The 15,584-nt window shown below is 31.0% G+C and carries 15 protein-coding genes and 2 tRNA genes; 8 read left to right on the plus strand and 9 right to left on the minus strand.

Annotated features, from left to right (window positions below; genetic code table 11):
* Window positions 1–43 precede the first annotated feature (43 nt).
* Both L0U77_RS01525 and proS read right to left on the minus strand, forming a co-directional pair.
* Window positions 44–115 (minus strand) — tRNA-Glu (locus L0U77_RS01525).
* A 504-nt stretch (window positions 116–619) separates the two neighbouring features.
* Window positions 620–2,098: a proline--tRNA ligase gene (proS, locus tag L0U77_RS01530; protein WP_233896863.1), complete on the minus strand. Its 1,479-nt coding sequence runs from the start codon at window positions 2,096–2,098 to the stop codon at window positions 620–622.
* 106 nt (window positions 2,099–2,204) lie between these two features.
* On the opposite strand from proS, the gene L0U77_RS01535 reads away from it, so the two are divergent.
* The 5 genes from L0U77_RS01535 to porT all read left to right on the plus strand — a co-directional run bounded on the left by L0U77_RS01535 (window position 2,205) and on the right by porT (window position 7,233).
* Complete coding sequence (locus L0U77_RS01535) at window positions 2,205–3,326, plus strand: hypothetical protein (RefSeq protein WP_233896862.1); 1,122 nt, start codon at window positions 2,205–2,207, stop codon at window positions 3,324–3,326.
* A gap of 23 nt (window positions 3,327–3,349) precedes the next feature.
* Window positions 3,350–4,732, plus strand: a complete 1,383-nt coding sequence (locus L0U77_RS01540) for an OmpP1/FadL family transporter (protein ID WP_101918079.1) — start codon at window positions 3,350–3,352, stop codon at window positions 4,730–4,732.
* Between the two features lie 127 nt (window positions 4,733–4,859).
* Window positions 4,860–5,753 carry a NifU family protein gene (locus L0U77_RS01545; protein WP_233900648.1) on the plus strand — a complete coding sequence of 298 codons (894 nt, stop codon included), beginning with the start codon at window positions 4,860–4,862 and terminating at the stop codon, window positions 5,751–5,753.
* A gap of 48 nt (window positions 5,754–5,801) precedes the next feature.
* A complete protein-coding gene (gene ubiE, locus L0U77_RS01550) occupies window positions 5,802–6,530 on the plus strand; it encodes a bifunctional demethylmenaquinone methyltransferase/2-methoxy-6-polyprenyl-1,4-benzoquinol methylase UbiE (protein ID WP_233883769.1) in 729 nt (242 codons plus the stop codon).
* A 1-nt stretch (window position 6,531) separates the two neighbouring features.
* Complete coding sequence (gene porT / locus L0U77_RS01555; protein WP_233900649.1) at window positions 6,532–7,233, plus strand: type IX secretion/gliding motility protein PorT/SprT; 702 nt, start codon at window positions 6,532–6,534, stop codon at window positions 7,231–7,233.
* Window positions 7,234–7,658: 425 nt separating this feature from the next.
* On the opposite strand, the gene L0U77_RS01560 is transcribed toward porT, so the two are convergent.
* Genes L0U77_RS01560 through L0U77_RS01570 form a run of 3 tightly spaced genes read right to left on the minus strand, consistent with a single transcriptional unit; the run spans window position 7,659 to window position 9,268 of the window.
* Complete coding sequence (locus tag L0U77_RS01560; RefSeq protein ID WP_101918083.1) at window positions 7,659–8,477, minus strand: mechanosensitive ion channel family protein; 819 nt, start codon at window positions 8,475–8,477, stop codon at window positions 7,659–7,661.
* A gap of 24 nt (window positions 8,478–8,501) precedes the next feature.
* Window positions 8,502–8,693 (minus strand): hypothetical protein, encoded by a 192-nt coding sequence (locus L0U77_RS01565; RefSeq protein WP_101918084.1) that lies wholly within the window; start codon window positions 8,691–8,693, stop codon window positions 8,502–8,504.
* A 5-nt stretch (window positions 8,694–8,698) separates the two neighbouring features.
* Window positions 8,699–9,268 carry an RNA polymerase sigma factor gene (locus tag L0U77_RS01570; RefSeq protein WP_101918085.1) on the minus strand — a complete coding sequence of 190 codons (570 nt, stop codon included), beginning with the start codon at window positions 9,266–9,268 and terminating at the stop codon, window positions 8,699–8,701.
* A 311-nt stretch (window positions 9,269–9,579) separates the two neighbouring features.
* Here L0U77_RS01570 and L0U77_RS01575 point away from each other — a divergent pair, with 311 nt between their 5' ends.
* The gene (locus L0U77_RS01575; RefSeq protein ID WP_101918086.1) at window positions 9,580–10,443 is read left to right on the plus strand and encodes a sigma-70 family RNA polymerase sigma factor; all 864 of its coding nucleotides are present in this window, start codon (window positions 9,580–9,582) and stop codon (window positions 10,441–10,443) included.
* Between the two features lie 444 nt (window positions 10,444–10,887).
* Entirely contained in the window at window positions 10,888–11,544 is a 657-nt protein-coding gene (rpe, locus tag L0U77_RS01580; protein ID WP_193699605.1) for a ribulose-phosphate 3-epimerase, read from the plus strand.
* Between the two features lie 93 nt (window positions 11,545–11,637).
* Here the strand turns inward: rpe and L0U77_RS01585 are convergent, their stop codons facing one another.
* Window positions 11,638–12,057, minus strand: a complete 420-nt coding sequence (locus L0U77_RS01585; protein WP_101918088.1) for a CBS domain-containing protein — start codon at window positions 12,055–12,057, stop codon at window positions 11,638–11,640.
* A gap of 170 nt (window positions 12,058–12,227) precedes the next feature.
* On the opposite strand from L0U77_RS01585, the gene L0U77_RS01590 reads away from it, so the two are divergent.
* Window positions 12,228–12,860 carry a Crp/Fnr family transcriptional regulator gene (locus tag L0U77_RS01590; RefSeq protein ID WP_101918089.1) on the plus strand — a complete coding sequence of 211 codons (633 nt, stop codon included), beginning with the start codon at window positions 12,228–12,230 and terminating at the stop codon, window positions 12,858–12,860.
* A gap of 300 nt (window positions 12,861–13,160) precedes the next feature.
* Here L0U77_RS01590 and L0U77_RS01595 read toward each other — a convergent pair.
* From L0U77_RS01595 to ftsZ, 3 genes are all read right to left on the minus strand, one after another.
* Window positions 13,161–13,234 (minus strand) — tRNA-Arg (locus tag L0U77_RS01595).
* Between the two features lie 19 nt (window positions 13,235–13,253).
* Entirely contained in the window at window positions 13,254–13,703 is a 450-nt protein-coding gene (locus L0U77_RS01600; RefSeq protein ID WP_101918090.1) for a GatB/YqeY domain-containing protein, read from the minus strand.
* A 17-nt stretch (window positions 13,704–13,720) separates the two neighbouring features.
* A complete protein-coding gene (gene ftsZ, locus L0U77_RS01605) occupies window positions 13,721–15,535 on the minus strand; it encodes a cell division protein FtsZ (protein WP_193706267.1) in 1,815 nt (604 codons plus the stop codon).
* Window positions 15,536–15,584 lie beyond the last annotated feature (49 nt).

Here is a 15,584-nt window from a genome sequence, read left to right on the forward strand (position 1 = left end):
TAAAAAAACAACAATGAATTTTTATAAACTCAGTTTAAAATTGTAGTCCGTACGGGAATCGAACCCGTGTTACATGGATGAAAACCATGCGTCCTAACCCCTAGACGAACGGACCGTGACAAACAATTTATCTGATTGCGGGTGCAAATATACAACTCTTTTTTATTTACACAAGTATTTTTTATTTTTTTATTTATAAATTTCAAAGAACGTACTCAAAAAACATCAAAAAAACCTGATTTAAAACAACTTAAACCCTAAAATAAAAAATACTAAAAAGTTATTTAATTTTTATTCAATATTACTTTACGTATAAAGATTCACGAAAAAACAATAAAGAACCTGTTAATTCGAATGGTTCTTTACTATAAAAAGGGCGAACACATAGGTTCACGCCTACAAAATCAAATTGTCGAAAATTTTATAAAAAAAACGAAACCTAATAGTTAAAAATAATCATCGTAAATAAGCTTAGCCCCGATTGAAGCAATTGTTTGAGCTCCTTTTTTTGATTTTTCTTCAAAAAAAGAGCGAGTGCGGAAAGCGGGAAATAGCTCCAAAAAAAAATCCCGCAAATGCAGGATTTTTTAAAATATTCTTACCAAATTAAAAACGTAATTTAATATGCTTTCGCAAAAAGAACCCTTTTTGTAGAAGGATTTCCCGTGAAAATACACGTCCCTATCTCCTCTTTCGAATCATTAGGAATACATCTAATCGTAGCTTTTGTAAGTTCTTTTATCTTATCTTCCGTAGCTTCCGTTCCGTCCCAATGTGCCAAAACAAAACCGCCTTTATTCTCAATAACATCCTTAAATTCTTCAAAAGTTTCAACCTCCGTGGTATGATTTACTCTATAATCTAAAGCTCTTTTAAATAAATTTTCCTGAATTTCTTCTAATAAATTAGTGATAAAATCAACAACGCCATCAATAGCAACAGTTTGTTTCTCAAAAGTATCACGACGCGCAATTTCAACCGTACCGTTTTCTAAATCACGATTTCCCATTGCTACTCTTACAGGAACTCCTTTTAATTCGTATTCTGCAAATTTAGCACCTGGTCTGTAAGTATCTCTGGTATCAAATTTAACAGAAACTCCTTTTTTACGTAATTCTTTTACAATTACGTCTACTTTTTCAGAAATTGCTTCTAATTGGTCATCACCTTTATAAATAGGTACAATTACAACCTGAATTGGAGCTAATTTTGGCGGTAAAACTAAACCTGCATCATCGGAATGCGTCATAATTAATCCTCCAATTAAACGCGTAGAAACTCCCCAAGAAGTTGCCCAAACATATTCTTTTTTCCCTTCTTTTGACGTATATTTTACATCAAAAGCTTTGGCGAAATTTTGCCCTAAAAAATGCGATGTTCCCGCTTGTAATGCCTTTCCATCTTGCATTAATGCTTCAATGGTTAACGTATCCTCTGCACCAGCAAAACGTTCACTTTCCGATTTTTTCCCTTTTATGACGGGCATCGCCATAAATTCTTCAGCAAAAGTTGCATATATTTCTTGCATTTGTGTTGCTTCAAAAATAGCTTCGGATTTTGTTGCATGTGCCGTATGTCCTTCTTGCCATAAAAATTCTGCAGTACGCAAAAATAATCGGGTACGCATTTCCCAACGAACCACATTTGCCCATTGATTTATCAATAAAGGTAAATCTCTATGTGATTGAATCCAACCTTTATAAGTATTCCAAATAATTGCTTCCGATGTTGGACGAATTACTAATTCTTCTTCTAATTTTGCGTTCGGATCAACTCGTAATTTCCCTTTGTTATCAGGATCATTTTCTAAACGATAATGCGTTACAACAGCACATTCTTTCGCAAATCCTTCCGCATTTTTCTCTTCTGCTTCAAATAAACTTTTGGGTACAAGCAACGGAAAATAAGCATTCTGATGTCCTGTTTCTTTAAACATTCTATCTAACTCTTTTTGCATATTTTCCCAAATAGCATATCCGTAGGGTTTAATCACCATACAGCCTCTAACGGCCGAGTTTTCAGCTAAATCAGCTTTTACCACTAATTCGTTATACCATTTCGAGTAATCTTCGTCTCTTTTTGTTAAATGTTTGCTCATAATCAAAAGTTTGGCATAAATATTGTTATTTTTTATGCGTAAATTGTCACTGCAAAATTACGTTAAAAAAGGCGACAAGCCCAACAAACAACTTAAAACTTAAACCATGATGTTATTCCATAAAAAATTTAAACTTCCCATGTATATAGCATCATTATTTATGATAATAACGCTTGTTTCCTGTGGAACAACACAATATGTTAGCAGTGATGATGATGGAATTTATGCCGATGATATTACTTTAAAAGAAGTACGTCAGAAACAACAAAAAGAATATCAACAGAAACAGCTAGAACAAAGCAAAAAACAAACTAAAGAAGAAACTCTTGCTTCCAAAAATAACAATCAAGAAAATTATTTTACCAAAGAAATAAATCGTTTAGATGACTTAAATAATACCGATATTTTTACAGATATTGAAAATTATAGCTCTAAAAGAAATGATGATAATAATACTCCTGAAGATCGTTATTACGATGATAATCAACAAAATAATAGAAATTATACATCTCATGAACCTTGGGGATATCGCAATCAAGATAATTACAATAATTATGATAATTACGACAATAATATAAATAATGTAATCGTTATAAACACCCGACCACGTTGGGGATACTACAATCATTGGCGATATAATAATTATTATAATAACGGTTTTTACAACGATGTTTACACCAATTTTCACACTGGAATTTATATTGGAATAAACAATTATTACAATCCTTATTATAATCCATATTACAGCTATTATGGAAATTCTTATTACAGAAATCACTACTATAATACACCATATTATTATAGAAATAATTACTACAATAACAATTACTCAAGAACTCGTAGTGGCGGAAATCATTACAGAGGTAATAGACTGAAAAATAGCAGAAACAACCGCAATTACAACAATTACAAAACCTACAGAAAAAATAATTCTCGTACTAATAGACAATATTCTCCCTCAAGAAGAAGCACTAGAAATTATAATAACGAAGATTCTAACAGAAATTCATCAACAAGAAGAAACGCTAATTCAAATCGAAATAAATCGACTAGAAATAACAGAAGTACTCCTAGAAGAACATATAATTCTTCTAGAGAATCTAGAAATACCCGAAATTCATCAACAAGAAGTTCATCAACAAGAAATACTACTAGAAGTTCAAAAACATATACCAGACCCTCTTCTTCTAGAAATCAGCGCAACAATACAAGTTCTAGCAGACGCTAATTTTTAAAAAAAATAAAATCAAAATGAAACAATTCTTAACTTTAGCAATGCTTATCGCTAGCACTTATACAGGTTTTTCTCAATCTTTAAATTACAATGAATTAGGCGTTTTATTTTCTGAAGATGCCAATTACGGAACAGCTCGTTTTGAAGCCATGAGTGGTGCTTTTGGAGCATTAGGTAGCGATATTTCTTCCGTAGGAATTAATCCTGCAGGAGCATCTGTGAGTACAAAAAGTGTGCTTTCCGCTACTTTAAAAAATCAAAATACCAACTACGCAACCCAATATTATGGGAATAAAAATAACACTAAAAATAATGAATTTAACATCAGCCAAGCAGGCGCAATTTTAACTTTTGATACCGCCTATGATTCTGATTGGAATCGGTTTGCATTAAGCTTTAATTATCGAATTAAAAAAGATTTTAACAGCCTTTATACCGCAAACGGAAACAGCAATAACGCTTATTTTACCGAACACATAAACGATGCTTCTATTATTTTTGATGCGCCACAAGAACAATATATCGAGAATAAAACTAAAGGAAAAAGTAGCGTTTTTAGCGTTGGATTTTCAAGCGTCTATCAACAGAAATTATTTGTGGGAGCTAGCTTAAATTTTCATAATCTTGAATTTGAACAACTTCTAAAAATAAATGAATTTAATAATGATAAAAATGGAAATACACTCGATGCATTTAACGTGCAGGACAGTTATTTTGATGCTAATGGATTTTCATTAAATTTTGGTGTTATTTATAAATTTAATCAGCATATTCGAGCAGGATTAGCCTACGAAACGCCCACTTGGTATTCAGAAGTTTTTGAACAAAGTAACCTAATTCCTTTTGATGAAAATGATGTGATTTATCAAAATTATATCGGTTATTTTGATGTAACAACTCCAGTTATTGAAAATGATTACGAAAGTGATAATCCTTTTACAGAGAATGTATATCGTTTTAAGTCGCCTAGCAAAATAACCCTAAGTGGCGCGTATATCTTCGGAAAAAAAGGGCTTATCAGTATTGATTACACTTACAAAGATTACACAAATACCAAATTTAATGACGGCGATTTCTCTAAAGAAAATGCCAGTTTTGCAAACGATTATCGAAATACACATACCTTGAATATTGGTACAGAATGGCGTGTCGATAAAATGAGCATTCGTGCAGGATATCATTATGAAAAAAACCCTAATTTAGTTTTAGGTGCAAACACCAATAAAGATAATACAAGCGGTTTTTCAACAGGTTTAGGCTATAATTTTGGCAATATAACCTTTGATATCGCCTATACGAAACGAGAAAAAAAACAGTTTTATACCGCATATCAATTAGGAGATATCAATAGTAATACTAAAACATCTAACGTTTTAGGAACAATTACTTTTAGCCTGTAAATCAACAAAAACGTAACAAATTTTAAACACTAAAATCCTGCTTTTGCAGGATTTTATTATATATACATATCTCAATTTTTTACCGTAATTTTGTACTTCATTTTTACACCCTATTCTATACCTTATTATGAGCGTAATCAAAATAAATATACAAGAAACAAATAACGAAACCATTCTGAAATTTATCAGTAATTCAATTTTAGTGAACGGTGGAAGTTATGAATTTAACAATATAGACGAAGCTAAAAATTCGCCCTTAGCACAACAACTTTTTCACCTTCCATTTGTGAAAAAAATATTAATTACCGCCAATTTCATCGCAATTCAACGCTATGAAATTGTACAGTGGGAAGATGTTGAAGAAGAACTTCGTGAGCAAATTGAAAACTATTTGCAACAAGGAAATAAATTGGTAGAAGAAACAAATACCAAAAAAGAAGCCGTTGAAATATATGCCGAAGTAACACCAAATCCTGCAGTAATGAAATTTGGTTCAAACAAAGCACTTACGCAAACCGATGTCGAATTTAAAAACATTGAAGAAGCAAGCAAATCTTCACCATTAGCACAAGAATTATTCGGGTTTTCATTCGTAAAAGAAATTTTTATTTCTGAAAATTATGTGTCAATCACAAAATATGATATGATTGAATGGAATGAAGTACATCAAGAAATACGCTCTTTTATCAGAAGCTATATTCAAGATGGAAAAACAATTATCAAAGAACTTCCAAAGCAAAAAACAACGGAAAATGTAGAAATTCCAAAGGAAGATTTAACCGATACCGAAGCTAAAATTGTCGATATTTTAGACGAATATATTAAACCTGCCGTGGCTTCTGATGGAGGAAATATTGCATTTCAATCCTATGATGAAAAAACAAAAAGAGTCAATGTAATTTTGCAAGGAGCATGTAGCGGATGTCCGTCATCAACAGTAACCTTAAAAAATGGTATCGAAACAATGTTGAAAGAAATGTTGCCTAATCAAATTAATGAAGTCGTTGCCATTAACGGATAATTTTTTAAAATAAATAGCAAAAACAACACCTAAAACAACATCAAAAGAATGTCAAAAACAATCAAACCATACAAAGATTCTGACTTAGGAAAAAAAGAACAAGTAGTAAAAATGTTTGACAATATTTCGGAAGATTATGACGGATTAAACCGTGTTATTTCTTTAGGAATTGACGTTAGTTGGCGAAAAAAAGTAGTGAAATTAGTTGGTGAAAATAATCCACAACAAATTTTAGACATCGCAACAGGTACAGGTGATTTAGCCCTAATGATGGCAAGTTTACATCCTCAAAAAATTGTTGGTTTGGATATTTCAGCAGGAATGCTCGAAGTTGGTAAACAGAAAATATCCAAAGAAAATTTAAGCGACACAATAGAAATGATTGTGGGCGATAGCGAAAATATGCCTTTCAAAAACGAAACTTTTGATGCAATTACCGTTTCTTTCGGAGTTCGAAATTTTGAAAACCTAGACAAAGGATTGACAGAAATACGCCGAGTTTTAAAAACTGGCGGAAAATTAGTCATCTTAGAAACGTCTAATCCTACAAAATTTCCGTTCAAACAAGGCTATAAATTTCATACCAATTTTATACTTCCTATTATTGGAAAATTATTTTCAAACGATAAAGTTGCCTATTCTTATTTATCAGAAAGTGCAAATTCTTTTCCTTTCGGGCAAGCGTTTAACAATATTTTACAAAAAAATGGGTTTAAAGAAGTAACTAATTTACCAGTAACCTTTGGAGTTGCTTCAATTTATACCGCTTTAAAATAATATGTTAAAAAAACTTTTCTTTTTAGGATTTTTCGGATTGATTTCAATTTCGGTACAAGCACAAACCGAAAAAATATTAAATCTGCCTAGTTTTGATAAACCAATTTTTCATTATGGTTTCTACTTAGGCGTAAATAATAACGGTTATAAGGTAGCTTACAAACCGAGTTCTTTTGATAATTCGGAAGTAGAAGTTTCAACTTCCGTTGGATTTAATGTGGGGTTAATTGCCGATATAAAATTACATAATAATTTGAATCTACGCTTTGAACCTGGCTTAATGTCAAACACAAAAACCTTACATTTTAAGCACATTGAAGGCTCCGAAAACCTAAATACCAGAGAAGTTGGTGCTACCTATTTACACTTGCCCTTTATTTTAAAAGCAAGTACCAATAGAATGAATAATATTAGACCCTATGTTTTAGGCGGTATTTCATATGATTATAATTTTTCGAGTAATGAAAAAAATAAAGATGATAATGTTGTTGGAGAATTTAGAACAACTTCTAATAACTTTATGTATGAACTTGGTATTGGTGTCGATTTTTATTTAAGTTACTTTAAATTTTCACCATCAATAAGAGGCGTTTTCGCCATTAATAATGAATTAGTACCCGACACTAACAGCCCAAGTCAATGGACAGATCCTATCGATTATTTAGGAACAAGAGGTGTCTTTTTGCACTTGTCTTTTGAGTAAAAAAAGATATCTAAAAATTAAAGTATCAAAATAAAAAACATCAACAAAAAAAGCGACTATAATAGTCGCTTTTTTACCTTGAATAGTTCAACTAATTTAAAACCTTTAAACTTACTATTTAATTCTAAAAAATAAAATATCAAAAGTAAAAACAAGTATATAAATTAAAGTAATAGAAAAATGACTTTCATTGAAGAAAGTCATTTTTATAAATATGAAATAGAAGTCCCCCAAAATCTACTTCATACAATTATGACACACTTTTTTATTAAAAGTCACTTATAATAAAAAATGACCACCTTTCGGTGGTCATAATAGTAAAGATAAATCTTTACCTATAAAATAGAAGTCCCCCGAAATCTATCATTTTTTTTAATTATTTTAAATAATTGACGACAAATATAAAATAAAAATTAGATAAACTGCTAATTTTCAATAACTATTTTACCATTTACAATATCATTAATAGGAAAAACAACTTTTCCTTCTGCTGTTGTAACTGTTAAACAAATGTTATCAATTGCTGTAACAACACCTTTCACATCATCAATAATAACTTTTTGACCGATGCCTATATTTTTTCTTGAATAATATCCATATAATAAACGTACTACCACCTCTTTTGCACCAAAACCAAACGCTAACGTAAAGGCTAATAATATAGAACCTATTAAAAGTGTTAAATTACTTTTGATAATCGAAGTATCAACTCCTGCTTGATCTAGCGCGGTTATCGATAAAAAAACGACAATTAAATAAAAAGCAATATTTCCGACTAAATTTCCACCAGATATCTCTAACGATTTAAACATCGTTTGTGTTGATTTTTTAATAACAGTACCTAAATAAACACCTGCTATAAAAATTCCTACGGCTGTTAATAGTTTAGGTAAATACGCAAAAAAAGTTTTTATTCCTTCGGATACCACTTCCAATCCAAAAATATTGGAACCTGCCATCACAAAAGTTAATATTAAAAACCACTTTAAAAGTGTCGTTATTATTGTTGATAAGCAAATTTTTATGGTCGAATTCCCAAAAATTGGTGTTTTACTTATTTTTTTAGATAATTCATCAATCTTAGTTTTAGCCAATCCTTTTCTTACGATATACAAGAAAAATTTAACAATCAACCAAGTTAAAATTACAAAACCAACCAACCCTAAAGCAGTTGGCAACGAATCAATAATATTTTGAAAAACATCTTTAAAAGGTGCTAAAATATCCATTTGTAATACATTCATTTTTCTTTTATTATTAAATTTTACTTAGTTTTTTTCAGTTTCTTTTTTAGATACTCCTCCACTTAATAGGTCTGTAATTGTACTCGGGTACTTTACCATAAATAGATCTGCCAAATCTATTGATAATTTTATCATTGCCACATCTTTAAGTACTTTATTTTTAAGTACCTCTGGCAATTCTTCATTATGTAACATTTTTTTGAATGGATTCTCCATAATTATTACAGTGCGTTGTATGCTTTTATAACTTTTTCTTTTGCTCGTTTTAAACGCATTTTTACGGCGCTATCCCCTAAGCTTAATACGTCTGAGATTTCTTTAATAGTCATATCATCTTGATATTTCATTAATAGAATCATTTTTTCAGGGGCAGATATAATTTCAAGTGCTTTGGCTAATTTATCGGATTTTAATTCAAATAAAGTCGCATCGTCAATTTCATCTTCATCACTATTCTCTCTTATTTGATCGGTTACAATCGTTACTTTTTCTTTCTTTTTTTCTTTATTTCGCTGTACATAATTTACACAGAAATTATAGGTAAAAGAATATAACCATGTTGAAAATTTGGACTTATTTTTAAAAGTTCTTAACTTAACGAATAATCGAATAAAAACATCGTGAGTTAAATCTTGTGCTTCTTCTTTGTTCTTCGAAAAACCATAACATTTATTATACACAACGCTAGCATAACGGTCGTATAAAACAGCGAATAAATGACTATCATTTTTTTCAACTATTTTAGCAACCAGTTCTTCATCGCTAAGTTTTGTAATATCAATACTTTCCAATAGCTAAATTTAGTTGTTAATTTATAATATAGTTAGGTTTACTACTTTTTAGACACTTTTATCTTTAAAAAGTCACATTTTAATACAAACTCTAATTACAATACTACTTCTAAAGTTGAAATTTCAAGTTTAATATCTAATTACTTAAAAAGTATTTAGTATGTCTCAACCAAATTTAACGAAAATTCTTCAAAATTAACGAAAATTGCACTCAAAATAAAAAATTTTGATTTTTTTTGTAACATTTCTCCTACATCGTACGTATACTATAATGGGAATGATTGATGAATTAAAAATACCACTTAATTAAGATGAGACAACTTAAAATTACCAAACAGGTTACCAATAGAGAAACCGCTTCTTTAGATAAATATTTACAAGAAATAGGAAAAGTAGATTTAATTACTGCGGATGAAGAAGTAGAATTAGCTCAAAGAATTAAAGCTGGTGATCAAAGAGCTTTAGAGAAATTAACCAAAGCCAACTTACGTTTCGTTGTTTCGGTAGCAAAGCAGTATCAAAACCAAGGATTAACCTTACCCGATTTAATTAATGAAGGGAATTTAGGACTTATAAAAGCTGCAAAACGTTTTGATGAAACTCGTGGTTTTAAATTCATTTCGTACGCCGTTTGGTGGATTCGTCAATCAATATTACAGGCGTTAGCAGAACAATCTCGTATTGTACGTTTACCGTTGAATAAAATTGGTTCTATCAACAAGATAAATAAAATGTACGCCTTTTTAGAGCAAGAAAATGAAAGACCTCCAAGTCCTGAAGAAATTGCCAAAAAGTTAGACATGACCGTAAATGACGTAAAAGAATCAATGAAAAATTCGGGTCGTCATGTATCGATGGACGCACCTTTAATTGAAGGAGAAGATTCTAATTTATATGATGTTTTAAACTCTGGTGAATCACCAAATCCTGATAAAACATTATTACACGAATCGTTACGCATCGAAATTAGCCGTGCTTTAGAAACCTTAACACCTCGTGAGGCAGATGTTGTAAAATTATACTTCGGATTGGGTGAACAACAACCTATGACTTTAGAGGAAATCGGAGAAACTTTTGATTTAACGCGTGAACGTGTTCGTCAAATTAAAGAAAAAGCAATCCGCAGATTAAAACATACTTCTCGTAGTAAAATTTTAATGACCTATTTAGGATAACAATCACAGATTTTTTTTTTAGATAAAATAATAAAACTCTCCAATTAATTTTCGAGAGTTTTTTTTGGAGCTAATTCCTGCTTTCCGCTATATCTTTTTTTCATACTTCAAAAAAGGATGCCGCTGCAATCAGGGCTAAACATTCTAACAAAACAACTTACTAAACAACAGCATTTTTAAAAATTAAATTAAAACTAAATTCTCGTCATGCTGAATTTATTTCAGCATCGCATCAACAGGAGAACTACGGCAAATCAGGATATGAAACTGAACTAAATTCAGTTTGACGGATTCGATTTCTTATTTTTACGTTACAAAACTTTTTTAGATAAAATTTAAACAGGCTCTTAGTAAACAACAGCATTTTTAAAATCAGTAAGAACCGTTTTAAACACGAATTAATTATCTTTGCGACAACAAAACAAACAAAACAACAACAAACTAATGAGTAATTTAATTGCACCTTCCGTTTTAGCCGCAGATTTTGCGAATCTACAAAGAGACATCGAAATGATAAATAATAGTGAAGCTGATTGGTTTCATATTGATATTATGGATGGTGTATTTGTTCCTAATATTTCTTTTGGAATGCCTGTTTTAAAAGCGATTACAAAACACGCTAAAAAAACAATTGATGTACATTTAATGATTGTAAATCCTGACCAATATATTCAAACTTTTGCTGATTTAGGAGCGAATATTTTAACCGTACATTACGAAGCTTGCCCACATTTACACCGAACTATTCAAGCAATAAAAGCCGCAGGAATGAAAGCTGGAGTTGCCTTAAACCCACATACACCAATTTCGGTTTTAGAAGATGTTATTCAAGATTTAGACATGGTGTGTATCATGAGTGTAAATCCTGGTTTTGGAGGACAATCATTTATTGAAAACACCTATAAAAAAGTAAGTCAATTAAGACATTTAATCGAATTTTCAAATTCAGAATGTAAAATTGAAATTGATGGTGGCGTAACTGATAAAAATGCGAATCAACTTATTGAAGCGGGCGCTGATGTTTTAGTTGCTGGTAGTTATGTTTTCAAAAGTGAAAACCCAACTGAAACTATCGAAAATTTAAAGAATTTGATTAATTAATCATTTTACTTCTTAAAATTTTTAAAAAATTCAAAAAAACTAAAAAAACAAGGGACTAAATCCCTTGTTTTTTTTTATAAAATATCCCTGTTTTTAAAATTGTGCTATCAAGAAATTTATTAAATCGGTGGTTGTAACAATTCCGACTAACTTATTTTTATCAACCACAGGTAAGGCATGAAACTCTCTTTTTGCCAGAACTTCTGCCACCTCTTTTACAGTCGAATCGACATGAACGGTAACCAGATTTTTAGCCATCACTTGCTCGATGCTAAACATATTATAAACTACCGAATCAATCTCATTTTCATCATCATCAATAGCATCTGCAAAACTGATTCTTAATAAATCCGTATAACTTAACATTCCCTTAATTTTTGAACCAGCAACAACAGGAATATGGCGTATTTTCTCCCTTTTAAATAATCGTTCTGCTGTCATTAAATCATCAGTACTTTTTAATGTTATTACATTTTTAGTCATTATCTCTGAAACTCTAGTATCTTTATTCATCTTATTTCTTGTTATTTCTTGTTTTCTATTTTGATTTATCAGTATAAATTTCAGGAATTAAATCAACTTAAAAGCTAATTAAAATCAGCTCTTTTTATTTTATTTTTTTGTAAATTATCGCCTGAAAAAACCACAAATATTCACACTAAATTACACTAATTCATTAAAAATTGATAGAAGAACTACAACAACATTACGGCTATATATTTGAAGAAAAATTAATCAACGAAATAGCCAACGTAGGCGTATATAAGGAATTTAAAGAAAATACCGTAATTATTGATGCCGATAGCTATATGTTTTCGATTCCGTTAATTTTAAGCGGTGCAATTAAAGTTTTAAGAGAGGATAAAGACGGTGATGAATTGGTGTTATACTACATCGAAAAAGGCGATACCTGTGCCATGACACTTTCCTGCTGCATGGGAGAAACCAAAAGCAAAATTAAAGCCGTTGCCGAAACCGATGTTACCGTACTTATGATTCCTAAAAATAAAATGTCGGAATGGTTAAGCAAATACAAAAGCTGGCAAGAATATATTTTACAAAGCTATCATTCTCGATTAAATGAATTTATTGAAGCTGTCGATTCTATTGCGTTTTTAAACATGAATGAACGATTACTTAAATACCTAAAAGATAAAGCAATGGTCGTTGGAAATGATGTACTAAATGTTACGCATCTCGAAATAGCAAACGATTTACATACTTCAAGAGTCGTGATTTCTAGACTTTTAAAAGCTTTAGAAAAAAAATCAAAAATTGAATTACATCGAAATCAAATAAAAATATTAGAGCTTTAAAATCTTTTTTAGAGCCTGTTTAAAAGTTAAATAAGACTAAATTCTCGTCATGCTGAATTTATTTCAGTATCGCACAAAGTGAAGAACTACGGCAAATCAGGATGTGAAACTGAAATAAAAATCCCTTTGACGGATTCGATACTATTTTTTTCAACAAGGGGTTTCAACCCCTTGCCTGCTTGCCTTACTATTTTGACCTTAAAAAAATTTTAAATGAAAATTTAAAAAAGTTATAATAATTAATAATTTTAATAAACAAAAAAAATCAATAACCTAATAATTAGGTTATTGATTTTTTTGTGACTGCGAAGGGATTCGAACCCCCAACCGTCAGAGCCGAAATCTGATATTCTATCCAGTTGAACTACGCAGCCATTTTATTATTGATAAAGTTTACGCCAATGTTTTTTTAACAATTGTTGATATTGTTGCGCCATCGGCTTTTCCTGCTAATTCTTTTGATACGATTCCCATAACTTTCCCCATATCTTTCATTCCTGTTGCGTTTGTTTTGGCGATAACCTCAGCCACTACTTTTGCAATTTCTTCTTCGGATAAAGCTTCTGGTAAGAACTGTTCTAAAACTGTTGCTTCTTCGAGTTCTGGTTTTGCTAAATCATCTCTTTTTTGCTCGGTAAAAACAGCGGCACTATCTTTACGTTGTTTCACTTGTTTTTGAATAATTTTAAGCGCTTCTTCTTCGGATATTTCTGTTGCTGTTCCTGTTTGGGTATTTGCAATCATAAAAGCAGATTTTAAAGCTCTAAGCGCCGTTAATGCAACGGTATCTTTAGCTTTCATAGCTACTTTCATTTGTTCTATCACTTGTTTTTGCAATCCCATTTTTTATTTTTTTTAAGTTAATCTACATTATCGTGTAAAAACGAATTATTAGAGCGTGATAAATTATTATTATCGGTATTTAATATCGTGTTTGATTTACTAATTGATGTATCGGTATTAATATCGACACCTAAGCGTTTATAAGCTGGCTGACGTTCTATTTCATCTATATTTTTAGTGGTGTTACTAAATTTATAGTTGTATCCTTTTAATTTTTCACGTCTTTCTTTGGTTCTCGCTTCTAATTCGGCGATGGTCATATTTGCTGGCGATATTTCCTCACTACTTTCATTTTTTTCAGCAACAGGTTGATGTTTTACTGATGTTTTGAGTTCAAATTGCAGTGCTTCATCGACTTGTTCTTGTCTTACAATTTGTCTTGAATTTTTGTTAGGATTTATATGCGTATCAGTATTTTCTAAAACATGACGTTTTTGAACTTGAGATGCTTCTATGCTTGGTTCTTCGTTTGTTTGTTTCTGTTGATTACTTTGATTGTTTTGAATATTTTGATTTACAGGTTGTTGAGGCTCTTTATTTTGTTCAGAGATATTGGTAATAATAAAATCGTCATCAGCATTTTCATTTGGGCTAACTTGCTCGTATATAACATTGATATTACCAATATTATTTGAATTATTATTATTTACGTTATCATGCTTATTTGTCGTATTTTTATTGAGAGTTGGCTCTTGATTTTCCTGATTTAAAGGAGTTATTGTTTTAGAGATAGGTTCATTTACAGCAGATTCTGTTTGTATATTTCTAGCTGTAAAATTGGTTGTTATTTTATTTTCATCCTCTAGTGTATGAATAATTTTTTGTACTTCGGTGTTGCTAATTGTTCCTTGTTGATCTGCTGTAAAACCAGTAGCAACAATGGTTACGGCAATACCATCTTCTAAAGATTCATCTTCACCAACACCCATGATAATATTGGCATCATAACCAGCTTCATCTTGAATATAGTCATTAATTTCTCCAATTTCATCTAGTGTTACTTCCTTAACTCCCGAAACGATTAATAATAGTACATTTTTAGCACCTGTAATTTTATTATCGTTTAACAATGGTGAATCTAAGGCTCTTATAATAGCGTTTTTAGCACGATTATCACCTGTTTCTTTTGCGGAACCCATAATAGCTGTTCCACTGTTGGACAGTACTGTTTTGGCATCGTGTAAATCAATATTTTGTTTATAGTGATGTGTTATAACCTCAGCAATACCTTTAGCTGCTGTTGCTAAAACTTCATCAGCTTTGGAGAAACCAGCTTTAAACCCTAAGTTTCCGTAAACCTCTCTTAATTTATTATTATTGATAACAATTAGAGAATCTACATTTCTGCGAAGTTCGTCGATTCCGTCTTGTGCTTGTTTGCTACGTCTTTTTCCTTCAAACTGAAACGGCATTGTAACGATTCCTACCGTTAGAATGTCCATATCTTTTGCTATTTTAGCAATAATGGGTGCTGCTCCAGTACCTGTTCCTCCCCCCATACCAGCGGTAATAAATACCATTTTAGTATGTGTGCTTAACATTTGCTGAATTTCTTGAATACTTTCGGCAGCAGCTTGCGCACCAACTTCAGGATTTGCACCAGCTCCTAATCCAGAGGTTAAGTGTGCTCCTAGTTGAATTTTATTAGGAATTGGGCTACTTTCAAGTGCTTGTGCATCAGTATTACAAATTACGAAATCAACTCCGTGAATTTGCTTACTAAACATGTGATCTACAGCATTACTTCCTCCCCCACCAACACCGATTACTTTAATGGCATTCGATTGTGTTTTTGGCATGTCGAATGAAATGTTATTGAATTCTGTACTCATAATAACTTTCCTTTTTATAATTTTTATTCAATTACACGACTTATTTATC

This window comes from Tenacibaculum piscium (assembly GCF_021390715.1).
Lineage (GTDB): Bacteria > Bacteroidota > Bacteroidia > Flavobacteriales > Flavobacteriaceae > Polaribacter > Polaribacter piscius.